The 20,468-nt window shown below is 65.6% G+C and carries 22 protein-coding genes and 1 pseudogene; 14 read left to right on the forward strand and 9 right to left on the reverse strand.

What is annotated here, in order from left to right; all coding sequences use genetic code 11:
• Window positions 1-26 precede the first annotated feature (26 nt).
• Window positions 27-680 carry a PAS domain-containing protein gene (locus ACN0T5_RS15440; RefSeq protein ID WP_417769499.1) on the reverse strand — a complete coding sequence of 218 codons (654 nt, stop codon included), beginning with the start codon at window positions 678-680 and terminating at the stop codon, window positions 27-29.
• Window positions 681-1,202: 522 nt separating this feature from the next.
• Between ACN0T5_RS15440 and ACN0T5_RS15445 the strand changes: the two genes are divergently transcribed.
• Together ACN0T5_RS15445 and ACN0T5_RS15450 are read left to right on the forward strand one after the other, a co-directional pair.
• A complete protein-coding gene (locus tag ACN0T5_RS15445; protein ID WP_417769500.1) occupies window positions 1,203-1,982 on the forward strand; it encodes a rhomboid family intramembrane serine protease in 780 nt (259 codons plus the stop codon).
• Window positions 1,983-2,098: 116 nt separating this feature from the next.
• Window positions 2,099-2,530 (forward strand): CBS domain-containing protein, encoded by a 432-nt coding sequence (locus ACN0T5_RS15450; protein WP_417769501.1) that lies wholly within the window; start codon window positions 2,099-2,101, stop codon window positions 2,528-2,530.
• A 310-nt stretch (window positions 2,531-2,840) separates the two neighbouring features.
• On the opposite strand, the gene hisI is transcribed toward ACN0T5_RS15450, so the two are convergent.
• Both hisI and folE read right to left on the reverse strand, forming a co-directional pair.
• Complete coding sequence (gene hisI, locus ACN0T5_RS15455; protein WP_417769502.1) at window positions 2,841-3,290, reverse strand: phosphoribosyl-AMP cyclohydrolase; 450 nt, start codon at window positions 3,288-3,290, stop codon at window positions 2,841-2,843.
• 46 nt (window positions 3,291-3,336) lie between these two features.
• Window positions 3,337-3,972: a GTP cyclohydrolase I FolE gene (gene folE / locus ACN0T5_RS15460; RefSeq protein ID WP_417769503.1), complete on the reverse strand. Its 636-nt coding sequence runs from the start codon at window positions 3,970-3,972 to the stop codon at window positions 3,337-3,339.
• Window positions 3,973-4,243: 271 nt separating this feature from the next.
• On the opposite strand from folE, the gene ACN0T5_RS15465 reads away from it, so the two are divergent.
• The 4 genes from ACN0T5_RS15465 (at window position 4,244) to ACN0T5_RS15480 (ending at window position 7,968) form a co-directional block, all read left to right on the forward strand.
• Complete coding sequence (locus ACN0T5_RS15465; RefSeq protein WP_417769504.1) at window positions 4,244-4,693, forward strand: iron-sulfur cluster assembly scaffold protein; 450 nt, start codon at window positions 4,244-4,246, stop codon at window positions 4,691-4,693.
• Between the two features lie 53 nt (window positions 4,694-4,746).
• Window positions 4,747-5,100 (forward strand): membrane protein insertion efficiency factor YidD, encoded by a 354-nt coding sequence (gene yidD / locus ACN0T5_RS15470; protein WP_417769505.1) that lies wholly within the window; start codon window positions 4,747-4,749, stop codon window positions 5,098-5,100.
• A gap of 261 nt (window positions 5,101-5,361) precedes the next feature.
• On the forward strand, window positions 5,362-6,501 hold the full coding sequence (locus ACN0T5_RS15475) for a peptidase C39 family protein (RefSeq protein WP_417769506.1): 1,140 nt from the start codon (window positions 5,362-5,364) through the stop codon (window positions 6,499-6,501).
• 6 nt (window positions 6,502-6,507) lie between these two features.
• Window positions 6,508-7,968 (forward strand): RimK family protein, encoded by a 1,461-nt coding sequence (locus ACN0T5_RS15480; protein ID WP_417769507.1) that lies wholly within the window; start codon window positions 6,508-6,510, stop codon window positions 7,966-7,968.
• A gap of 21 nt (window positions 7,969-7,989) precedes the next feature.
• On the opposite strand, the gene ACN0T5_RS15485 is transcribed toward ACN0T5_RS15480, so the two are convergent.
• Window positions 7,990-8,883: a DMT family transporter gene (locus ACN0T5_RS15485; RefSeq protein ID WP_417769508.1), complete on the reverse strand. Its 894-nt coding sequence runs from the start codon at window positions 8,881-8,883 to the stop codon at window positions 7,990-7,992.
• A 128-nt stretch (window positions 8,884-9,011) separates the two neighbouring features.
• Here ACN0T5_RS15485 and ACN0T5_RS15490 point away from each other — a divergent pair, with 128 nt between their 5' ends.
• A complete protein-coding gene (locus ACN0T5_RS15490) occupies window positions 9,012-9,455 on the forward strand; it encodes an Lrp/AsnC family transcriptional regulator (RefSeq protein WP_417769509.1) in 444 nt (147 codons plus the stop codon).
• A 106-nt stretch (window positions 9,456-9,561) separates the two neighbouring features.
• Window positions 9,562-11,544: a threonine--tRNA ligase gene (gene thrS, locus ACN0T5_RS15495; RefSeq protein ID WP_417769510.1), complete on the forward strand. Its 1,983-nt coding sequence runs from the start codon at window positions 9,562-9,564 to the stop codon at window positions 11,542-11,544.
• Between the two features lie 48 nt (window positions 11,545-11,592).
• Here thrS and ACN0T5_RS15500 read toward each other — a convergent pair whose 3' ends face one another.
• The gene (locus ACN0T5_RS15500) at window positions 11,593-11,982 is read right to left on the reverse strand and encodes a type II toxin-antitoxin system VapC family toxin (protein WP_417769511.1); all 390 of its coding nucleotides are present in this window, start codon (window positions 11,980-11,982) and stop codon (window positions 11,593-11,595) included.
• Window positions 11,963-12,262, reverse strand: coding sequence for a hypothetical protein (locus ACN0T5_RS15505; protein WP_417769512.1), 300 nt, complete (start codon window positions 12,260-12,262; stop codon window positions 11,963-11,965). The genes ACN0T5_RS15500 and ACN0T5_RS15505 overlap by 20 nt, the downstream gene beginning before the upstream one ends.
• A 189-nt stretch (window positions 12,263-12,451) precedes the next feature.
• Here ACN0T5_RS15505 and ACN0T5_RS15510 point away from each other — a divergent pair, with 189 nt between their 5' ends.
• Window positions 12,452-13,354, forward strand: coding sequence for a lysophospholipid acyltransferase family protein (locus ACN0T5_RS15510; RefSeq protein WP_417769513.1), 903 nt, complete (start codon window positions 12,452-12,454; stop codon window positions 13,352-13,354).
• Here the strand turns inward: ACN0T5_RS15510 and ACN0T5_RS15515 are convergent.
• A complete protein-coding gene (locus ACN0T5_RS15515; RefSeq protein ID WP_417769514.1) occupies window positions 13,337-14,404 on the reverse strand; it encodes a hypothetical protein in 1,068 nt (355 codons plus the stop codon). The genes ACN0T5_RS15510 and ACN0T5_RS15515 overlap by 18 nt on opposite strands.
• A gap of 212 nt (window positions 14,405-14,616) precedes the next feature.
• Here ACN0T5_RS15515 and ACN0T5_RS15520 point away from each other — a divergent pair, with 212 nt between their 5' ends.
• The 3 genes from ACN0T5_RS15520 to ACN0T5_RS15530 all read left to right on the forward strand — a co-directional run bounded on the left by ACN0T5_RS15520 (window position 14,617) and on the right by ACN0T5_RS15530 (window position 17,053).
• Window positions 14,617-15,201, forward strand: a complete 585-nt coding sequence (locus ACN0T5_RS15520) for a nitroreductase (RefSeq protein ID WP_417769515.1) — start codon at window positions 14,617-14,619, stop codon at window positions 15,199-15,201.
• Window positions 15,198-15,806, forward strand: coding sequence for a flavin reductase family protein (locus ACN0T5_RS15525; RefSeq protein WP_417769516.1), 609 nt, complete (start codon window positions 15,198-15,200; stop codon window positions 15,804-15,806). The genes ACN0T5_RS15520 and ACN0T5_RS15525 overlap by 4 nt, the downstream gene beginning before the upstream one ends.
• A 137-nt stretch (window positions 15,807-15,943) precedes the next feature.
• A complete protein-coding gene (locus tag ACN0T5_RS15530; RefSeq protein ID WP_417769517.1) occupies window positions 15,944-17,053 on the forward strand; it encodes a calcium:proton antiporter in 1,110 nt (369 codons plus the stop codon).
• A 130-nt stretch (window positions 17,054-17,183) separates the two neighbouring features.
• On the opposite strand, the gene ACN0T5_RS15535 is transcribed toward ACN0T5_RS15530, so the two are convergent.
• Both ACN0T5_RS15535 and ACN0T5_RS15540 read right to left on the reverse strand, forming a co-directional pair.
• Window positions 17,184-18,062: an HpcH/HpaI aldolase/citrate lyase family protein gene (locus ACN0T5_RS15535; protein ID WP_417769518.1), complete on the reverse strand. Its 879-nt coding sequence runs from the start codon at window positions 18,060-18,062 to the stop codon at window positions 17,184-17,186.
• A gap of 2 nt (window positions 18,063-18,064) precedes the next feature.
• Window positions 18,065-18,517 (reverse strand): MaoC family dehydratase, encoded by a 453-nt coding sequence (locus tag ACN0T5_RS15540; protein ID WP_417769519.1) that lies wholly within the window; start codon window positions 18,515-18,517, stop codon window positions 18,065-18,067.
• Between the two features lie 175 nt (window positions 18,518-18,692).
• On the opposite strand from ACN0T5_RS15540, the gene ACN0T5_RS15545 reads away from it, so the two are divergent.
• A complete protein-coding gene (locus tag ACN0T5_RS15545) occupies window positions 18,693-19,778 on the forward strand; it encodes a lytic transglycosylase domain-containing protein (protein ID WP_417769520.1) in 1,086 nt (361 codons plus the stop codon).
• 267 nt (window positions 19,779-20,045) lie between these two features.
• Window positions 20,046-20,468, forward strand: a pseudogene (locus ACN0T5_RS15550) (hypothetical protein); the annotation flags it as partial.

Below are 20,468 nucleotides of genomic sequence, written 5' to 3' on the forward strand. Positions count from 1 at the left end.
TGCGACCCGCGTCCGCAGCGTGTTCGTCAGGACTTTCCGCCCTCGATGACCGTCAGATGCTGCACCTGGCGGGCATTGGCGGCGAGCGGCAGCGCCGTGACAGCCGGGATCGCCGAGGAATGACGGCCCAGTTGAGGCACCGGGCTGGTCGCGACGTTGCTGCGCGTGTCGAGGAAAGCGGGGCGCTCGTCCGGCCAGATGAGGCGTACGCTCTTCACGGTCTGCGAGAGGATCGGATGCATGCCGGCCCAATAGGGCTGCTCGAGCGCGACGCAGGATCCCAGAACACGGCTGCATCCTTCGCCGGGGATGTGCAGCGGCAGAAGCAGCATCTCCATGTCGACGCTTTGCTTGCGCTCGGTATAGCCGCTGATGCCGATCACCGCGGCCGCGGCATCCTCGGTCACGGCGGCGAGCAGCGTCCCCAGCGCTTCGTGATCTTCCTGCGACCAGCCGCGCAGGATGTTGCGGTTCTTCAGTTCGCGGCAATGCAGCGCGCACAGGCGCGTGCCGGCGAGGCGGTAGCGATAGGTCGCGCGGTCGACCATCTCCAGGATGAACGTATCGCCGAGGACGCCGCGGATGCGGCCCGGTTCGATCTCGCTGCGATCGGGAGCGGGACGGGTGTCGCGCAGCTCGTCCCAGTACTCGTACAGCCGCTGTGTGACCGGATGTTTCATCGTGTTCCTCGCCCCCTGGCCGCTTGAACGGCGTTCTGCGCGGCCGCGTGCATTTGCGGGACTTCAGCCACCGCATATGTCCGACTTCGGGACATTCGCGGCGGCTTCCGCGTTTCCTGGGGGATACGAAGCAGGCGGCATGCCAAGCAGTTGAGCGGTTTCGTTAACCTGTCATTAGGGTTAACGAAGGGTAGCGATTGCCGTAGAGGTGGATAACTGCGCAAGATTGGCCAGTTGGTGAATACAAGCTTACCTGCACCGTAGCTGGAACTGACCTCGACTTGCCGGGCAGGCGCGACAAGCGTCCTGCCGGCCCTACTTCAAACCGTCCGGATCGCGCCCGTTGCGCGGCGGACGGTTTTTTCTTGCCCGGCGGCACGAGCTGCGGCGAGATCGCGACAGGCCCGTCTTGACTGATCCGGGGATCGGGCCGATCTGAACCGGGGCGGCATCCGGAAACGGGACAGGCCCGCAGGCAACCGTTTCGTGCCGACACACCACTGCGCAGACGCAAGGACCTTCATGCTCGATCCCGTGACCAAGGACGACCCGGAGCGGATGCAGACGCCGCCGCCAACACCTCCCTCCCAGCCGATCTTCAACCTCCCGCGCGTGGTCTCGACGCTGGCGGTGCTGCTGATCGCCATCCATCTCATGGACAGCAATCTGTTGTCGCGGGACGGCCGTTTCGAACTGATGGTGACCTTCGGCTTTCTGCCCCTGCGCTATCTGCCCGATGCGGTCGCGCAGTACCAGTTGCCCGGCGGCGAGGGCGCAAGGGTGTGGACCTTCCTCACCTATGCGTTCCTGCATGGCGGATGGGGACATCTGTTCGTCAACGTGATGTGGATGGCGGTGTTCGGCAGCGCGGTCGCCCGGCGCTTCGGCACGCTGCGCTTCCTGCTCCTGTCGGCGGTCAGCGCGGTTGCTGGCGCCGGTCTTCATCTTGGGATGCATTTCGGCGAGGCGGTGCCGATGATCGGGGCTTCGGCGGCGATCTCGGGGCAGATGGCGGCGGCGACGCGGTTCGTCTTCCTGCCCGGCGGCCCGCTTGGCGCCATGCGCCGGACGGATGCCTTCGCCTACAGGATCCCGGCCAGCGGCGCTCTCGAGTCGCTCTCCAATCCCAAGGTTGCCATGTTCCTGCTGGTCTGGTTCGGCATCAATCTCTTGTTCGGCATCATTTCCCTGCCGATCGCCGGAGAGGGGGCAAGCATCGCCTGGGAGGCCCATATCGGAGGGTTCGTCGCCGGTTTCCTGCTGTTTCCGCTGTTTGACCCGGTGCGCCCGCGCCGGACCTGAATGGCACCCCCGCAAGCTTTGCCGATTGCGCCGGGGCCGGGATTTGTCATGATGCCGTAAGGCGGTGCGCTCTTGGGGGCCACCGAAGCGATGACAAGCCACCCGGGAGGTACAGGATGACTGTCGCATCTATTCTCAACCAGAAGGGACGGGACGTGACGACGGAGCGCGCCGAGACGTCGATGCGCGAGATCTGCGCCATTCTGGGGGCGAAGCGCATCGGCGCCATCGTGATCACCGACGCAAAGGGCGGCATCAAGGGCATCATCTCCGAGCGCGACGTGGTGCGTGCCATCTCGGAGGACGGCACCGACGCGCTCGACAAGCCCGTTTCGGCCTACATGACCGCGCGGGTCGTCACCTGCGATCCGATGGAGACCGTCAACACGGTGATGGCGCGGATGACGGGCGGGCGGTTCCGCCACGTGCCGGTGGTGAAGGATGGCAAGCTCGACGGGCTGATCTCGATCGGCGACGTGGTCAAGCACCGCATCGCGCAGATCGAGCAGGAAGCCGAGGACATGCGCAACTACATCGCCATGACCTAGGACGTGAACTCATCATTCTGGCGAGAAACGGTATGAGGGAACGGGACTGGATACCAGGAGCAAACCCGCAGGAAACCGCCCGGTTTTCAAGGGGGTGCGACGCCGTTGCCAGCCCGTTCTCTCATACCCGGAGGGCGCCCGTCCGGCTTCGATCCGCGGCGTCAAGCCGCCTGACCGGGGTCCCCCCCCGGCCATCGCGGCCTTTCTGGCGGATCATTGCCGGACCGGGCGCCGTTTCTGGCACAATTATGAGTCCACGTCCTCGAATTCGGAACTGCGCCGGCCGCCAGTCGCGGTCGGCGCATCCGCGTCAGCCGTAGACGTCCTTCGGATCGTAAACGCGCTCGCCGCCGGCCATTTCGAGACGGACCGCCCCGTCGGGGGTGCGGACAATGCGGCGGTAGAAGCAGGCCCGGTAGCCGACGTGGCAGGTGGCGCCGTTGCCGGCGACCCGGACCTTGAGAACGAGGGCGTCCTGGTCGCAGTCGGTGAGTATCTCGACGACGCTCTGCACCTGGCCGGAGGTCTCGCCCTTCTTCCAGAAGGACTGCCGGGACCGGCTCCAGTAGCAGGCCTCGCCCGTCTCGATCGTGCGGGCCAGCGCTTCGGCATTCATGTAGCCGACCATCAGCACGGTGCCGTCATCGGCATCCGTGACGACACAGGCGATCAGCCCGTCGGCATCGAATTTCGGCTGGAAGGTGTCGCCACCCTCGATCTCGGCCTTGCTGCCGCGCCCGGCGAAGGAAAGTTCAGTCATTCTCGTTGCCCGCGCCGGGCGGCGCGTCCCTTGATCGACGGGGGCCTCAGCCGCGACGGGTGTCGCGGACGAGGCTCATGAAGCGGACCTGTTCGTTCGGATCGTCGCGGAAGACGCCGGTGAACTGGGTGGTGATGGTGGAGACGCCCTGCTTTTGCACGCCGCGCATGGTCATGCACTGATGCTCGGCCTCGAGCATCACCGCGATCCCGCGCGGGGCGAGATTGCTGTCCAGCGCATCGACGATCTGTGCCGTGAGGTTTTCCTGCGTCTGCAGGCGCTTGGCGAAAATGTCCACCACCCTTGCGATCTTCGACAGGCCGACCACGCCGTCCGTCGGGTAGTAGGCGACATGCGCCTCGCCGACAAAGGGCAGCATGTGATGCTCGCAATGGGAGAAGAACGGGATGCCGCGCACGAGCACGATATCGTCGTAGCCACCGACATCCTCGAAGGTCCGCTGCAGATGCTCCGCCGGATCCTGGGAGTAACCGGAGAAGATCTCCTCATAGGCCTTGGCGACTCGCTTGGGCGTGTCGATGACACCTTCGCGCTCCGGATTGTCACCTGCCCATGCCAGCAGGATGCGTACGGCCGCCTCGGCCTGCTCGCGTGTCGGACGTCCGGACGAAGCGTCCGCTGCATCGCCGCGCTGCGCGACCGGTTTCAAGATGGCATCCATCGCGGGCTCTCCCGTTTCCACTGTATTCCGCATGGCTTACGCATTTCCCGAGTGTTCGGACCACGCGGACCGCTTCTTCCGGGCCGTCTCGGCGGAGACGGGATCGCACGCCAGATTGTTTGAATTGCGGCAGTTTTTCACGACCTCGCCCGCCCGGTCGGCTCTTGCGGCACCTGTGTCCATTTCTTTCCTGCGTTCCACCCTATATAAGAAATGCTGAAGGGCTGTGAAGCCGGATCGCCTGCGTCACGCTTTCTTGAAGAGGCGCTTAATGCTCGACGATATCTACAACGCCAAAATTCTCGAACTCGCCGGCAACATTCCCCGTCTTGGCCGCCTCGATGCCCCCGATGCTTCCGCCAAGGCTCACTCCAAGTTGTGTGGTTCGACCGTCATTGTCGACCTAAAGATGCAAAAAGGAGTTGTGACCGATTTCACGCAGGACGTCAAAGCCTGCGCTCTCGGTCAGGCGGCGGCGGCGGTCGTGGCGCGCAATGTGATCGGCGCGAAGCTCGAAGAACTGCGGCGCGCGCGCGACCAGATGCGGGCGATGCTGAAGGAAAACGGGTCGCCGCCGGACGGCCGTTTCGCCGAGGCGGAGGTGCTGCAGCCGGTGCGCGACTTCAAGGCGCGGCATGCCTCCACCCTGCTGGCCTTCGAGGCGGTCGTCGATGCGGCCGAGCAGATCGAGGCGCGGCGCGGCGACGAGGCGGCCGCCTGAGACAAGGGGCGCCGACGGGCGGATTTCCAGGCCGCCGGGCGTGAGGTGTCGCCATGTGTTCCCACCACGATCATGCGGCCCGTGCGGACACCCGTCCGCCCGGTGCCCTGGCGCGAGCCGTGCTGCTGCTGATCCGGGCCTACCAGCTGACGCTGTCCGCCTTTATCGGGCGCTCGTGCCGCTATGCGCCGAGCTGCTCGGGCTACATGACCGACGCCATCCTCCGCCACGGGCTCTGGGCCGGCTTGTGGATCGGCCTTGCCCGCCTGCAACGCTGCAGGCCGGGCGGGGGGAGCGGCTTCGATCCGGTTCCCGAACACCTGCCGGAGAGGGCGCGCTGGTACCTGCCATGGCGCTATGGCCACTGGACCTCGGGCCATATCGATCCGGCGACGCGGCTCGACTGACGGCTGGCGCGGCCGGTTAGCCGGCGTCATTGCCTTGCGTCATGCAATTTTCGCGAAAGCCATGCGAAACGTGTTGAAGACGGCCGCCTCGAATGCGGATAATTGACGCGGTCGCTATCGATGTTGCAGGCTTCGCGGACACATTGCCGGTCGTGTCGCCATCCGCTCCGCGATCGCGCCGGATGCCGGCGGTTTCATGCCCGGCCATGCGCAGCGGAACCGCAGACCAGTTCCCGCAAGCCGTCTCCGGGGGACCCGGACTTGGACATTTCCTTGGACATTCCCTCGGGCACTCCCGATGGCGCAGGGCTGGCCCTGCGCCCGGCAACGCCTGACGACCTTTCCGCGCTTCTCGACATCGAGAATTCCTGCTTCACGCAGGACAGGATCTCGCGGCGCTCGTTCCGCCGGTTTCTGGAAAGCGCCGGAGCGTCCTGCATCCTGGCGAGCCTCGACGGCCGGCCGGCCGGCTATGCCCTGCTGCTGTTTCGCAGCGGCACCGCGCTTGCCCGGCTCTATTCCTTCGCAATGATACCGGAAATGCGTGGCCGCGGCCATGCGCGTGCCCTTTTGGCGGCGGCCGAGGCGGATGCCTTCGCCCGCGACCGGATCGTGCTCAGGCTGGAGGTTCGCGAGGACAACGCGCCGGCCCGGCGTCTTTATGAAAGCGCCGGCTATCGCGCCCATGGCCGTGTCGCGAACTATTACGAGGACGGCTGCGCGGCGCTGCGCATGGAAAAACCGCTGCGCGACGCGGCGGCGCAAAGGTCGGTGGTTCCCTATTTCGCGCAGACGACGGAATTCACCTGCGGACCCTCCTGCCTGATGATGGCACTGAAGCATTTCGATCCGCAGACCGAGACCGGCGAGCGGCTGGAACTGCGCCTGTGGCGGGAGGCGACGACAATCTATCTCGCCTCGGGGCATGGCGGCTGCGGCCCCTTCGGGCTGGCGGTCGCCGCGGCGCGGAGGGGCCTGCGCGCCGAGGTGCGGCTGACGCCGCCGGGCCACCTGTTCATCTCGTCTGTGCGCGATCCCGACAAGCGGCGGGTCATGGAGATCGTCCAGGACGACTACCGGGCCGAGGCGGCGGGGCTCGGCATCGCGGTCAGCGAGGAACAGCTCTGCGCCCGCGACCTTGCACGGGAACTGGCCGGGGGTGCGCTGGCAATCGTGCTGATTTCCGAATACCGGATGCTTGGACGGCGAGGCCCGCACTGGGTGCTTGTCCAGGGCGAGGATGCGGGCCACCTTTTCATCCATGACCCCTGGCTTGGATATGAGGGCTACGAGACGCCGCAGGACGCGGCCAACCTGCCGGTGCCGGATGCCGAATTCGAGCGCATGGCACGCTGGGGGAAGCCGCCCGTGCGTGCGCAGATCATCTTGAGAAAGGGCTGAGCCACGATGGCCACATGGGTTGTTCTTGTCGACAACGCAAAGGATGTCTCCAACGCCGACACGCCGCACAAGGTGATGAGCGTGCGCGACTACATGATGCGCCCGAAGCTCTTCACCGGCACGCATCCCAATATCATCAACCTGTCGCGTTCCTATTCCTACCAGGGAGCGGGCTATTATGCCTCGCTTCTCGCCGAGGCACGCCAGCACCGCGTGCTGCCGAATGTCGAGACGATGATCGAATTGTCGCGCAAGGGGCTCTACCGGCACGCGCTTCCCGAGCTTGAGGACAGCCTCAACCGATGCCTGGGCAAGCCAGGGGCGGCGGAGGCGGGCGAGCGCATTCTGGTGTGTCTCGGCCATACCGCGATTGCCGCGCTGGAGCCGTTTGCCCGGCTGCTCTTCGACTGGTACCGGGCGCCGATCCTCGAGGTCAGCGTGGCCGCCGGCCAGTGGCGTGCGATCACCCGCATCCGCGTCGTCCCGGTCTCGGAACTGGAGGCGGATGCCCGCGCCTTCATGATGGAGAGCCTGGAGCGCTACACCCACCGGGCCTGGCGGGCGCCGAAGCAGCGCGTGCCGATGAAACACGCGCTGGCCGTCCTGTCGAACCCGAAGGAGGAGCTGCCGCCTTCGGCCCAGGCCTCGCTGCGGCACATGGCCAAGGTTGCGGCGCGCCAGGGCGTCGAGCTTGTGCCCATCGGCAAGGGCGACCTCGACCGGCTGGCGCAATATGACGCGTTGTTCATCCGCGAGACGACCAATATCGACAACCACACCTACCGTTTCGCCCGGCGTGCGGTGCAGGAAGGCATGCCGGTGATCGACGATCCGGTGTCGATGATCCGCTGCACCAACAAGGTCTATCTGGCGGAGCTGATGGAATCGCACGGCATCCCGATTCCGAAAACCGCGATCCTGTCGAACGTCAAGGAAGCGGCGGGGCTGGAAGCGCGGCTCGGTTCGCCCGTTGTGCTGAAGATCCCCGACGGCTCCTTCAGCCGGGGCGTCTTCCGCGTTGCCGGCGAGACGGCGATCGCGGAAAAGCTGAAGGAACTGCTCGACGACAGCGATATCATCATCGCGCAGGAATATTGCCCGACCGAGTTCGACTGGCGCATCGGCGTGCTCGACGGGGAGCCGCTCTTTGCCGTGCAATACCTGATGGCCAAGAAGCACTGGCAGATCGTCAAGCACGAGGACGGCAAGCAGGCGAAGGAGGGAAGTTTCCGGTCCGTGTCGCTGGCCGAGACGCCGCCGGCGGTGGTGGAAACCGCGGTGCGCGCGGCGAGCCTGATCGGCGAGGGGTTCTATGGCGTCGATCTCAAGTCCTTCGGCGACCGGGTTGTCGTCATCGAGGTGAACGACAACCCGAATCTCGACCACGGTGTGGAGGATTCCGCCGAGAAGGACGCGGTCTGGGAACGGCTGGTGCGCTGGTTCGTGCGCCGCATCGAGGCAAGGTGAGGGGCCGGAGGTCCCGTCCGTTCACGAGGCCTGCGCCTGTCGCCGTCGCCCGAGCAGCCGCCAGCCGAAGGTGAGCCCGGCGGCGGCGATGATGATGGCGGCCGCGCCGGCGATCTGGACAGGCTGCAGCCTGTGGCCGAAGGCAAGATGGTCGACCAGGATGGCGACGACCGGGTAGACGAACGAGAACGCGCCCTGGAGATAGGTCGGCAGCTTCTGCACCGCCCCGTACATCAGCGTGTACATGAGACCGGTATGAACCACGCCAAGCGTGACCAGCGCGCCCCAGGCGGCGGGGCCTTGCGGCGGTTCGGCCCAACTGGCGAAGGGGGCGAGCATGGCGATGCCGACGCCGACCTGGATCAGCGCAATCAGGTGCGGCGGCGTGCCGCTCAGCTTCTTGGTGATCAGCGCGGCGAGCGCCCAGAAGAAGGCGGCGCCGAGGGCGAGGGCGATGCCGAGCGCATAGTTGGCGCCGGTGTAGCCGGTATCGGGCCTTGCCTGGACGATCATCACCACGCCCGCAAAGGCGATGGCCAGCCAGCCGAGCTTGGTCGCGGTGATCCTTTCGGACAGGAACAGCGCACCGAAGCCGACCAGGATGAAGGGCTGCATGTTGTAGACCGCCGTCGCGATCGAGATCGAGGCCTGGCCATAGGCGCTGAACAGCATGGCCCAGTTGACGACGATGGCAACGCCGCCAAGCGCGGCGAGGCCGGCGGTCCGCCAGGTCAGCCGGTGCCGCAGCGCGCCTTGCAGTCCGCAGATGACAAGCAGCGCCAGCGCGCCGAAGACGCAGCGCCAGAAGACGACATCAATGGCCGGCTGGCCGGAGATGATGACGAACCAGCCGATCGAGCCGAGGATGGTCATCGCGGCGATCATTTCGGTGGCGCCGCGCAGGGTCTTGTCCATTGGAATCTCCTGAGAACATGTGCCACCACAATCGCTCCGCCGGCGTACGGTTTCCATCGGATGAGTAAGGTGAATTGACGTATTGGCCTTTTATTGTAAGGTGATCATGAAGTTTTCAGGAGGTTTCTATGATAGACGACATTGATCGCCGCATTGTCGAAGCCCTGATCGACGATGCCCGCATGTCGCTGAAGGAGCTTGCCGGACGTGTCGGCCTGTCCTCGCCCGGGGTCTCGGAGCGGATCCGCCGGTTGCAGGAGCGCGGGGTCATCCGCGGTTTCACCGTCGATATCGACCCGAAGGCGCTGGGCTACGGATTGCAGGCCATCGTTCGCATCCGGCCGCTGCCGGGCAAGCTGCACATCGTCCAGCGACACATCGAGGAAACGCCGGAATTCTGCGAATGCGACAAGGTGACGGGCGAGGATTGCTTCGTCGTGCGGCTGGTGCTGCCTTCGATTGACGAGCTTGACGGCATCCTCGACAAGATCGCCGACAAGGCCGAGACGAGCACCTCCATCGTCAAGTCGCAGCCGATCCGCCGCCGGCCGCCGCCGCTTGCCGGCACCTGAAACCGGCCGGTGCTTGCCGATCCGCGACAAATCTCTTAAGGGTTGCCGCTCCCAAAACACCGAACCGCTTACCTGCCTTGTTTGCAGGAGTGAGCAGGAGACAGACATGATCCATCTGACCTTCCCCGACAATTCGGTTCGCGACTTCGCGCCCGGCGTCACCGGCGCCGAGATCGCCGCCGGTATCTCCAAGTCGCTGGCCAAGAAGGCCGTGGCCGTGACCCTTGACGGCGAACTCGCCGACCTGTCGTTGCCGATCGAGCGCGACGCACGGCTGGAGATCGTCACCCGCGAGGACCCGCGCGCGCTGGAGCTGATCCGCCACGACGCGGCCCATGTCATGGCCGAGGCCGTGCAGGCGCTGTGGCCGGGAACGCAGGTCACCATCGGACCGGTGATCGAGAACGGCTTCTATTACGACTTCAAGCGCGTCCACTCCAATTCCGGAGAGAACTGGCCCTTCACGCCCGAGGACCTGCCGGTCATCGAGAAGAAGATGCGCGAGATCATCCAGCGCGGCGATGCCTTCGTCCGCGAGGTCTGGTCGCGCGACGACGCCAGGCGCCACTTCGAGGAGAAGGGCGAGATCTACAAGGTCGAGCTGCTCGACGCGATTCCTCCCGGCGAGGACGTCAAGATCTACCGTCAGGGCGACTGGCTCGACATGTGCCGGGGGCCGCATATGGCGACCACCCGCCAGATCGGCGATGCCTTCCGCCTGATGCGGGTGGCCGGCGCCTATTGGCGCGGCGACAGCGACAACGAGATGCTGACCCGCATCTACGGCACCGCCTGGGCGAACGAGGCCGAGATGAAGGCCTATCTCCACATGCTGGAGGAGGCGGAGAAGCGCGACCACCGCAAGCTCGGCCGGGAGATGGATCTCTTCCATTTCCAGGAGGAGGGGCCGGGCGTCGTGTTCTGGCATGCCAAGGGCTGGAACCTGTTCCAGAGCCTTGTCGCCTACATGCGCCGCCGGCTCGACGAGGACTATGACGAGGTCAACGCGCCGCAGATCCTCGACACCTCGCTTTGGGAGACCTCCGGTCACTGGGGCTGGTACAAGGAGAACATGTTCTCCGTGCAATGCGCCGACCCGGAAGCCGAGGACACGCGCCTGTTCGCGCTGAAGCCGATGAACTGTCCGGGACACGTGCAGATCTTCAAGCACGGGCTGAAGAGCTACCGCGACCTGCCGTTGCGCATGGCCGAGTTCGGGGCGGTGCACCGCTATGAGCCGTCCGGCGCCATGCACGGCCTGATGCGCGTGCGCGGCTTCACCCAGGACGACGCCCACATCTTCTGCACCGAGGAGCAGATGGCGGCGGAATGCCTGAAGATCAACGACCTGATCCTGTCGGTCTACGAGGATTTCGGCTTCAACGAGATCGTCGTGAAGCTCTCCACCCGGCCGGAGAAGCGGGTCGGTTCGGATGACCTTTGGGACCATGCCGAAGCGGTCATGGAAAAAGTCCTGACGCAGATCGCCGAGCAGTCCGGCGGCCGCATCAAGACCGACATCCTGCCGGGCGAGGGTGCCTTCTACGGGCCGAAGTTCGAGTACACCCTGCGCGATGCGATCGGCCGGGAATGGCAGTGCGGCACCACCCAGGTCGACTTCAACCTGCCGGAGCGCTTCGGTGCGTTCTATGTCGACAAGGACGGCGAGAAGAAGACGCCGGTGATGATCCACCGGGCGATCTGCGGCTCGATGGAGCGGTTCCTCGGCATCCTGATCGAGAACTTCGCAGGTCACTTCCCGCTTTGGCTCGCGCCGAGCCAGGTCATCGTCACCACCATCACCTCGGACGCGGACGATTATGCCCGCGAGGTGCTGGCGGCGATGAAGAAGGCGGGGCTGCGGGCCGATATCGACCTCAGGAACGAGAAGATCAACTACAAGGTCCGCGAGCATTCGCTGGCCAAGGTGCCGGTGATCGTCGTGTGCGGCAAGCGCGAGGCGGAGGAGCGGACGGTCAACATCCGCCGGCTCGGGTCGCAGCACCAGAGCGCGATGGGACTCGACGAGGCGATCGCCGCCCTGCGCGAGGAGGCCGTCGCGCCGGACCTGAAGCGCGGCGCGGACTGAACCGGATAACCTGTGAGCCGCGTTCACAGCGCGGCTCACAGCATTGTGCTACCAGCGACGTAGGTCCGTGAACAGGTCGAGTTTCTCGTCGCGAGAAACGAGAATGAGGCCGAGATTGTTTGCCTGAGCGGCAAGCATCCGGTCGAACGGGTCACGATGTGCATCGGTAAACGAAGCCGCCGTCTGTGCTTGCTCGAAGGTGACCGGAAGCGGGTCAAAGCCGCTTTCCACGATCAGACGAGACATGCCGTTGATCCAGCCGGCCGCCTCGCCGAGCTTGCCAAGACGGTGTTTCAGGACGATTTCATAAGCGCTGATCGCGCTGACGAAGGTCGCGCTTCCCGGGTCCTCTACAATGCTGCGCGCTACTTCGCTCAGGTTCCCCGGCGCGGACAAGGCCCAGATGAAAACGTGAGTGTCAATCAGGTGATCCGGCATTCCAGGCCTGAAGTTCCTGTTCGCTCAGATCGTCGAAAAACTCGTCAGGAAGGGTGTACTTCCCCGCAAGCAAGCCGAGCGTCTTGGGGCGGCGCTGGTCTTGAGCGGTGCGCGCGCCGCCGGGCCACGACCTGATCGAGCGCAGTTCCCGAGGTGCTTCGGTCGCCAAGTCAGGTTGGCGGTGTGTCCCGAGGTACTGATACACGCCATACCCGATGTCGCGGGGCGGTTTCTGCACCCGGGATCCGGTAACCGGCTTTTCTTTTTCCCGCGAACTCATCTTGATCTCTCCTTCGATCCATTTATAGCACGTCGGGGCTGGCCTGTCGGCAACCGTGGCATGGCCGGCCTGTCGCCGATCTGTCATGGAATGCCGGCTAGTATTCCCATTTCGAGAATCGTCTAAATTGACGAGGCGTCGCCGGGGAGCCTGCCGGCGGGATCCGATGACAGGCACGAGGGCGGCCCGGTGCACGAGACCGAACTGAGTTACGCCAACGACGGGCATTCCTGGCTCAAGCGCTCCGTGATCCGCGTGATCGAGACCCTGTCGGGGCGGGCCTATCTGCTTGGCTACTATCGCTACTGGCGCGATGCCATCGCGGCCACCTCGACCACCAAGTGGAGCGACCTGCTGGCGCTGATCGGCGTCGACGTGGTGGTGGAGGAGGGCAACTGGCCGCCGCAGGACCTGCCCGGCGGACCGCTGGTGATGATTGCCAACCACCCCTATGGCCTCGGCGACGGGCTGGCGATCCTGGCGCTGGCCGAGCGGCTCGAGCGGCCCTACCGCATCCTCATCAACAACGAGCTGCTGAAAGCGCCGGAGATCCGGCCATATTCGCTGCCGATCGACTTCGAGGAAACGGCGGAGGCCCTGCGGACCAACATGCGTACCCGGCAGGAGGCGCTGCGCCTGCTCGCCGAGGGGGTCACCATCATCGTCTTTCCGGGCGGCGGCGTGGCGACGGCGGACAAGCCGTTCGGCCGGGCGCGGGAACTGCCCTGGAAGACCTTTACCGCGAAGATGATCCGTGCCGGCCGGGCGACGGTGATCCCGCTCTATTTCGACGGCCAGAACTCGCCGCTCTTCCACCTGGTGTCGCGGCTGTCTCTGACATTGCGCCTGTCGATGTATATCCGGGAGTTTCGCCGCATCATGGGGTGCGACCTGCCGGTCAGGGTCGGCGCGCCCATCCCTTTCACCGAACTTGCCGCCTTCGGCGACCAGAAGGCGATGATCGAGCACCTGCATCAGCGGGTGATCTCGATGGCGCCGTCCCGCCCGCGTCCGAGGCCCAGGGCCGACCGCAGCCGCCTGCGCCGGATCACGACGACAGGGACATTGCCCGCATCACTGCTTGAGCAGTGAGCTGGTCAGGACCTCGACTTCGCCGTGGTTGGCGGTGTTGACCTCGAATTCGCGCGAATAGAGCTTGTCCTCGTTGCGGGCGATGACTTGGTATTCGCCGGCAGCCAGGATGAAAGCGGGGAAGGCGCCCGTGCCCTCGACGACAACGTCGCCGCCAGGTGTGAGGACCGACCATTTGGTGTTGGCGATGGCCTCGCCGCCAGACTGGTTGACGAGCTTCAGCGTCACGCGCGCGGCGTTGTGATAGACGGTTGCCTCGGTCAGCTTGCCGGGTTCGACGCGAATGTCGGCGCGCACGGTCGCGTTGACCGCGCCATAGCGGCTGACCACGTGGTAGGTGTCGGCGTTCAGCCGGACGATGGCGCCGGGCTTGACGTTGCCGGCGACCAGCTTGCGCTCGCCGCGGCTGTCGAAATCCCGCTCGTAGATATCGAAGACGACGCGCCCGGTCTGGATCGGCTGCTGGCCGGAGAACTGCGCGTCGAGCTTGATGCCGCCGGCATTGAGCATCACCGTCTGGCTGGTCAGGCCGTTGCGCACGGCGATGCGGCTGGTGCGGCCGGCATAGCCGTAGGCGGTGTGTACGAAATAGTCGCCCGGCGCGAGGCGGAAATCCGCATCGCCGCCCTGGGCTGTCGCGACCAGCTCGAGCTTGCCCTGGTCGTTCGGGGTGTTGGCATAAACCCGCCAGCGCACGCCGTCGGTCAGCGACGGGCCGTCCTCGGCAAGGCGGGCCACCAGATAGACCGGCGACAGGGTGGAGGGGCCGGGCATGCCGGTGTCCGGAGTGATTGCCGGCGCATAGGGGACGACGGGGGTGGAGGAGCCAGGCACGGCGTTGCCGCCGAGCAGACTTCCAAGCGGCGGGGGCGTATCGGGCGCGGCGGGAGCGTTGAGCAGAGCGGGATCGTCGGGCAAGGCCGCATTCGGCGCGGAAGCGCCCGGTTCTCCTGGCTTTGCCTGTGGCGTGACCACGTCCTGCGCGGAAAGCGGCTGGATCGCCAGCCCGAGGGCGCACAGCGCGCATGCAATAAGCCTGGTCACCCGCATTGCCCGGTATGCCCCACCGTTTCATCGTCGTTTTGGTCGAACCTGTTTCCACCCCAAAACTGGGGCAATTTCAAGTCATCTTGCCGGATGGGCATGGGATGATTGACAGGGGCGAAAACCTGACTAGGTCATTGAGGTGAAAAACGCTGCCAGTTCAGCCCACCTCCATCATGCCCCGACCGCCGGTCGACGGCCGATATCAAGGAAATGCGATGACGACGGAGCAATCCGAAACCTTGCGCCTGCTGCTGACGCGCCGGTCGCATCCGGCAGTCAGCCTGATCGCGCCGGCGCCCGAGGGCGAGGCGCTGCGGGACATCCTGCAAGCCGCCTCGCGCGTGCCGGATCACGGCAAGCTCGTGCCCTGGCGCTTCGTCCTTCTGAGGGGCGAGGCGCGCACCGACCTCGGCAACCGCCTGGTGTCGCTGCTGGAGGCCCGGGAGGGGCCGCTGGCGGAGGACCGTCGCCAGCAGGAAGCAACCCGCTTCACCCGTGCGCCCCTGGTGGTCGCGGTCGTCAGCCGCGCCGCCGTCCATCCCAAGATCCCCGTCTGGGAGCAGCAGCTTTGCGTCGGCGCGGTGTGCATGAACCTCGTCACCGCCGCCCATGCGAGCGGCTTTGCCGCCCAGTGGCTGACCGAGTGGATGGCCTTCGACGACGACGTGTCGGCAATGCTGGGGCTGGCCGAGGCGGAGCGGATCGCCGGCTTCGTCCACCTGGGCACGCCCTCGGAGACGCCGAGCGAGCGACCCAGGCCCGATCTTGACAGCTTGATCAGCGAGTGGACAGGCGCATGAGCACCTACAGCTACGAAGTCGCGAAGGGCCACGGCCTGCCGCACAACCCGTTCAAGGCGATCGTCGCGCCGCGGCCGATCGGCTGGATCTCCACCCGCTCGCCCGAGGGGGTGCTGAACCTTGCGCCCTACAGCTTTTTCAACGCCGTGTGCGACACGCCGCCGATCGTGATGTTCTCCTCGTCCGGCTACAAGGACAGCGTGACCAATGTCGATGCCAGCGGCGAGTTCGTCTTCAACCTGGCGAGCGAAGACCTGAAGGACGCGATGAACGTTTCCTCGGCGCCCTATCCGCACGGGGTCTCGGAATTCGAGAAGGCGGGCCTCACGCCCGCCGCATCGACGCTGATCGGCACCCCGCGCGTTGCCGAGGCGAAGGCCGCGTTCGAGTGCCGCCACCTGCAGACCCTGCGCCTTGCCGGGCTGGACGGTCAGCCGGCCGACAGCTGGGTGGTGTTCGGCGAGGTCGTTGCCGTGCATATCGACGAAAGCGTGCTGGTGGACGGGCTTTTCGACGTGACCCGCGCCCGGCCGCTCGCCCGCCTTGGCTACATGGACTACTCGGTCGTCGACGCCGTGTTCCAGATGAAGCGACCCAGTGCCTAGGGCCTGACGTCTGAGGCCTGAGACCGGAGACCCTGGGGCGGCGGCCTGTTAACCGGCCTGTCGGATTTTCCTGCTAGAAAACCCGAATTACGCACCGGCGCGGGCCGGTTTCATTCGGTTTTTGACGAGGGAAATTCATGTCGCACGCCAACCATGGCTCCATTCCGCGCTGGTCCTGGCTGGTGCCGGTCGCCGCCGCCTTCATTCTCGCGCTCGTCCTGACCGGTGTGCTGCCGGAAGACTCCGGTGCGGTGCTGGGGCTCGTTTCCGTGTTGCTCGGCGGGGCGGTCTTTGCCTCCGTGCATCATGCGGAAGTGCTGGCGGCGCGGGTCGGAGAACCCTTCGGTTCGATTATCCTGGCGGTCTGCGTCACGGTGATCGAGGTGGCGTTGATCGTCTCGATCATGCTTTCGGACGCGGAAGGGAACGAGGAGGTGGCGCGGGACACGGTGTTCTCCGCCATCATGATCGTGCTCAACGGGGTGATCGGCTTCTGTATGGTGTTCGGCGGCCAGCGCCACCACGAGCAATCCTTCCAGCTCAGCGCGGCCTCCGCCTCGCTGGCGGTGCTGGGTACCCTTGCCACCGTCTCTCTGGTGCTGCCGAATTTCGTGCTGGCGGGAGGCCAGGGGCAGTTCTCGATCCTGCAGCTTCTGGTGATCGGCGCGGTGTCGTTGGGGCTCTATGCCACCTTCGTCTTCGTGCAGACCGTGCGTCACCGCGACTACTTCATGGAGGTGAGGAGCGGGGAGATGGCTGATCCGGACGAGACGGCCGGCGAGGGGCCGTCGAAGACGGTGACGCTGGTCAGCGCCGTGCTGCTGCCGGTAGCGCTGCTGATCGTCATCCTGCTGGCCAAGATCCTGTCCTATCCGCTCGATACGGCGGTCGCCCATGCGGGCCTGCCGCAGGCGGTGGTCGGCGTGGTGATTGCCGCCGTCGTGCTCTTGCCGGAGGGAATTGCCTCGGTTCGCGCGGCGCTGCACAACCAGTTGCAGAACAGCATCAACCTGGTACTGGGCTCCGCTCTGGCGAGCATCGGCATGACCATTCCGGTGGTCGCGGCGGTGTCGGCGATCATGGGCAAGCCGCTCGTTCTCGGCCTCGTTCCGGAGGATATCGTGCTGCTGGTGCTGACCCTGTTTGTCAGCACCCTGACACTGGGCACCGGGCGCACGACCATCCTGCACGGGGTCGTGCACCTCGGCATCTTCGCCGTCTTCCTGCTGCTATCGGCAATTCCCTAGGCCGTGAACGCATAATCCTGGTGACAAACGGCGGGAAGAAACGGGACCGGATACCGGATTTCCGCGTCTTTCCTGGTCAGCACATCGCCGGTTGAACGGCATTCGCCGCCCTGTTTCATGCGGCCATGTTTCAGGCGGAGGCCATCCCGGCGCGGGCAATCACCTTTTCCGCGCGGCGCAGATGCGGACGGTCGAGCATCTCGCCGTCGAGGCCGACGACGCCGGGGTTGCCGGCCGCCGCGAAGGCCTTGATGACCGCGCGCGCCTTTTCGACCTCTGCGGCGGACGGGGTGAAGACCTCGTTGATCACCGGCACCTGGGCGGGATGGATCGCCATCTTCGCGGTGAAGCCGTCATGCAGCGCCTGAAGCGATTCCGCCCGCAATCCGTCCATGTCCCGGAAATTGGTGAAAACCGTGTCGATGGGCGCGGCGCCGGCCGCGACCGCACCGAACAGGCAGAGATTGCGGGCGAGGCGGAACGGCTCGCTGAACGCGCCGTCCGGCGTGCGGCTGGCCAGTGCCCCGATATCCGCCGAAAGGTCTTCGGCGCCCCATGTCAGCCCTTCCAGACGCGGGCTCGCACCCTGGTAGGTGCCCAGATTGAAGAGCGAGGCGGCGGTTTCCGTGGCGACGGCGAGGATCCGGGTCTGTGTGTCGGGGATATCGTTTTCCGCCTCCTGGACGGCAAGCTTCGCGGCAAGGTGCTGGACATCCGCGCCGGAGACGGATTTGGGCAGCATGATGCCCTCCGGCATGGCCGCCATCACCGCCGCAAGGTCCGCGTCCGTCTCGCCGGTGTCGAGGGCGTTGACCCGCACATAGAGCCGCGGCCGGCTGGCAACCTCGCGCTGGGCCGTGAGAAAGCGGGCGGTGATGTCGCGCGCGGCCTGCTTGGCATCGAGCGCGACCGAATCCTCAAGATCGACAAGCAGCACGTCGGCGCCGCTCGCAAGGGCCTTTTCGAGCTTGCGCTCGCTGTCGCCGGGAACGAAGAGAAGCGAGCGCATGATCAGCCTTTCTTTCGCATGAAGGCCTGGCGCCGGCAGATGGCGACGAGCTTGTCATGCTGGTTGAAGGCCTTGTGCTCGAACTCGACGATGCCGGCGTCGGGGCGCGACTTCGATTCGCGCTTGGAGATCACCTCGGTCGTGCAGTGCACGCTGTCGCCCTGGAACAGGGGGTGAGGGAACTTCACGTCGTTCATGCCCAGATTGGCGATCGTGGTGCCGATGGTCGTGTCATTGACCGAGATGCCGATCATCAGGCCGAGTGTGAACAGGCTGTTCATCAGCGGCTGCCCCCATTCGGTCTGCGTTTCGCAGAAGTGCCGGTCGATGTGGAGCGGCTGCGGGTTCAGCGTCATGTTGGAAAACAGCATGTTGTCCATCTCCGTCACCGTGCGGGTGAGCGCGTGATGGAATACGTGGCCGACGGTGAATTCCTCGAAATGCAGGCCCGGCATGGTGTCCTCCCTGTGGAACCGTAGGAAATGGCGCCAAAACGGCGAATCGATTCTCCTGATTAAAGCCACAAAACCCCAACGGGCAACGGGCCTTAGCGGACGTTAACCACTCGTTAACCAAATCTTCACGAGTGTTAAGTAAATCCTAAGACATGCGTTGCCAGGAGAGCGGAGCATGAAAATCGCCGAACCGTTCTCGATCGCGTCCAGGATCGAGCAAGCTTTTCAATCTGCGAGCACCTCGACCGGGGCATCCTTCGAGTATCTGGTCAAGACCGCGAAGCGGGAATCCAATTTCGACGAGACGGCCAAGGCGCGCACCTCGAGTGCGACCGGGCTGTTCCAGTTCATCGAAAGCACCTGGCTGGAGACCGTCAAGGAGGCGGGCGGCCGGCACGGCCTTGGCCAGTATGCCGAACATATCGAGCGTGGGGCAAACGGCCGGTACCGCGTGTCCGATCCGGCGATGCGGGCAAAGATCCTCGATCTGCGCAACGATGCCGAGATCTCGTCGCGCATGGCCGGAGAGCTGACCCAGAAAAACGCCGCCTATCTCACCGAGAAGCTGGGCCGTCCGCCGAGCGAGGGCGAGCTCTACATTGCCCACTTCCTCGGCGCGGGCGGGGCGCGCAAGCTGATCAGCCTTGCGCAGAGCCAGCCGGACCTCGCCGCCGACCGCGTCTTCTCGCGTCAGGCGAAGGCGAACAAGCCGATCTTCTATGACCGGGGCGGGGCGCGCAGCGTCTCCGAGGTCTATGCCAATCTCGTTGCCAAGCATGGCGGCCCGATGCCGGCACTGCCGGGCGCGACCCAGGTCGCCGCATTGCCCGAAGCCAAGCCCGGCGCCGCCGCCGCGACGACGATTGCCGCCGCCGCGACGGGCACGGAGCCGGCCGGCGAGGGGCTGGCGATGGGAGACCCGACGAGCCGGATCCTGACCGCATGGTCGGCGACCAGCGATGTGTCCTCGCCCTTCCATGCGCTGTTCCGCAACGGTGTCGAGGCTAAGCGGGTGTCGTTCGATTCGCGCTTCACGTCCGCCTTCGCGGCACAGGAGGCAGGGCAGGCCGAGGCGCTCGAGCGCGCCGCGGCACGGGCCGACAACCAGACGGATGCCTACAGCCAGCGTCGTTCGCGGATTCTCACCGAAGCCGGCACCACCCGTACGGCCAGCCTCGTCAAGGGGCAGCCGATGGACCTGACGGGCTTTCTCAACTACCGGCCGACGCTCGAGCAGAAGGACCTGCTGCCGCCGGTCTGACCCTTTCCGGCATCGCCCGCGCAGGGCAGGCGAGACAGGGCAGGAAAATCTGTGCAGGCGAGACCTGCAAGCCATTTGCAAGGCGCGCGGCTTCCACCCGGAGCGCGCGCTTTTTGTCGGGTCATCCGGTCCGGCACGGCAGGGCCGCTGCCGCCGACCGGCACGCCGGATACCGGCTTTCCGTTATGGTGAACGAAGCTTTAAGCGTTTCTGTCGCACACTGGTTGTGTCGCCGCTCGATGCGGCGCGGCAGGAGACTATCGCATCATGATCGTACAACAGTTTCTGCGATGGATGGCCGACGCACCGGTGGCGCGGCGGGCCGAGGCAACCAGCGCGCTGGCGCGGGCTTATCTCCATTCCGAAATGACCGAGGCGGATCGCGAGGCGGCTGAGGCCGCGATGACGATCCTGCTCGATGACCCGGCCGTCCAGGTGCGGCGCGCGCTGGCCGAGGCGCTGTCGCGCAGCGCCGACGCGCCGCGCGAGGTGATCCTCGCGCTGTCCGCGGACCTGCCGGACGTGGCGGCCCTGGTTCTGGAGCGCTCGCCCGTTCTACTCGACATCGAACTGGTCGACGCGGTGGCCGGTTTCGCCGATCCGCTGCCGGCCGCGGTCGCGCGGCGTGTCGATCTGGGATCGCAGGTCGCCGCCGCGATCGCCGAGGTCGGATCGCTGCAGGCATGCCGG

Origin of the sequence: Stappia sp. (assembly GCF_048261845.1) — a bacterium.
Lineage (GTDB): Bacteria > Pseudomonadota > Alphaproteobacteria > Rhizobiales > Stappiaceae > Stappia.

Bases quoted from the DNA above. Each gene is read 5' to 3' on its own strand.
- ACN0T5_RS15535 (WP_417769518.1), bottom strand. From the start codon at position 18,062: ATGCGCTCGCTTCTCTTCGTTCCCGGCGACAGCGAGCGCAAGCTCGAA.
- ACN0T5_RS15485 (WP_417769508.1), bottom strand. From the start codon at position 8,883: ATGGACAAGACCCTGCGCGGCGCCACCGAAATGATCGCCGCGATGACC.
- folE (WP_417769503.1), bottom strand. From the start codon at position 3,972: ATGGATGCCATCTTGAAACCGGTCGCGCAGCGCGGCGATGCAGCGGAC.
- ACN0T5_RS15465 (WP_417769504.1), top strand. From the start codon at position 4,244: ATGCTCGACGATATCTACAACGCCAAAATTCTCGAACTCGCCGGCAAC.
- yidD (WP_417769505.1), top strand. From the start codon at position 4,747: ATGTGTTCCCACCACGATCATGCGGCCCGTGCGGACACCCGTCCGCCC.
- ACN0T5_RS15545 (WP_417769520.1), top strand. From the start codon at position 18,693: ATGAAAATCGCCGAACCGTTCTCGATCGCGTCCAGGATCGAGCAAGCT.
- ACN0T5_RS15500 (WP_417769511.1), bottom strand. From the start codon at position 11,982: ATGCCGGATCACCTGATTGACACTCACGTTTTCATCTGGGCCTTGTCC.
- ACN0T5_RS15490 (WP_417769509.1), top strand. From the start codon at position 9,012: ATGATAGACGACATTGATCGCCGCATTGTCGAAGCCCTGATCGACGAT.
- ACN0T5_RS15505 (WP_417769512.1), bottom strand. From the start codon at position 12,262: ATGAGTTCGCGGGAAAAAGAAAAGCCGGTTACCGGATCCCGGGTGCAG.
- ACN0T5_RS15525 (WP_417769516.1), top strand. From the start codon at position 15,198: ATGAGCACCTACAGCTACGAAGTCGCGAAGGGCCACGGCCTGCCGCAC.
- ACN0T5_RS15445 (WP_417769500.1), top strand. From the start codon at position 1,203: ATGCTCGATCCCGTGACCAAGGACGACCCGGAGCGGATGCAGACGCCG.
- hisI (WP_417769502.1), bottom strand. From the start codon at position 3,290: ATGACTGAACTTTCCTTCGCCGGGCGCGGCAGCAAGGCCGAGATCGAG.
- ACN0T5_RS15450 (WP_417769501.1), top strand. From the start codon at position 2,099: ATGACTGTCGCATCTATTCTCAACCAGAAGGGACGGGACGTGACGACG.
- ACN0T5_RS15480 (WP_417769507.1), top strand. From the start codon at position 6,508: ATGGCCACATGGGTTGTTCTTGTCGACAACGCAAAGGATGTCTCCAAC.
- ACN0T5_RS15515 (WP_417769514.1), bottom strand. From the start codon at position 14,404: ATGCGGGTGACCAGGCTTATTGCATGCGCGCTGTGCGCCCTCGGGCTG.
- ACN0T5_RS15540 (WP_417769519.1), bottom strand. From the start codon at position 18,517: ATGCCGGGCCTGCATTTCGAGGAATTCACCGTCGGCCACGTATTCCAT.
- thrS (WP_417769510.1), top strand. From the start codon at position 9,562: ATGATCCATCTGACCTTCCCCGACAATTCGGTTCGCGACTTCGCGCCC.
- ACN0T5_RS15440 (WP_417769499.1), bottom strand. From the start codon at position 680: ATGAAACATCCGGTCACACAGCGGCTGTACGAGTACTGGGACGAGCTG.
- ACN0T5_RS15520 (WP_417769515.1), top strand. From the start codon at position 14,617: ATGACGACGGAGCAATCCGAAACCTTGCGCCTGCTGCTGACGCGCCGG.
- ACN0T5_RS15530 (WP_417769517.1), top strand. From the start codon at position 15,944: ATGTCGCACGCCAACCATGGCTCCATTCCGCGCTGGTCCTGGCTGGTG.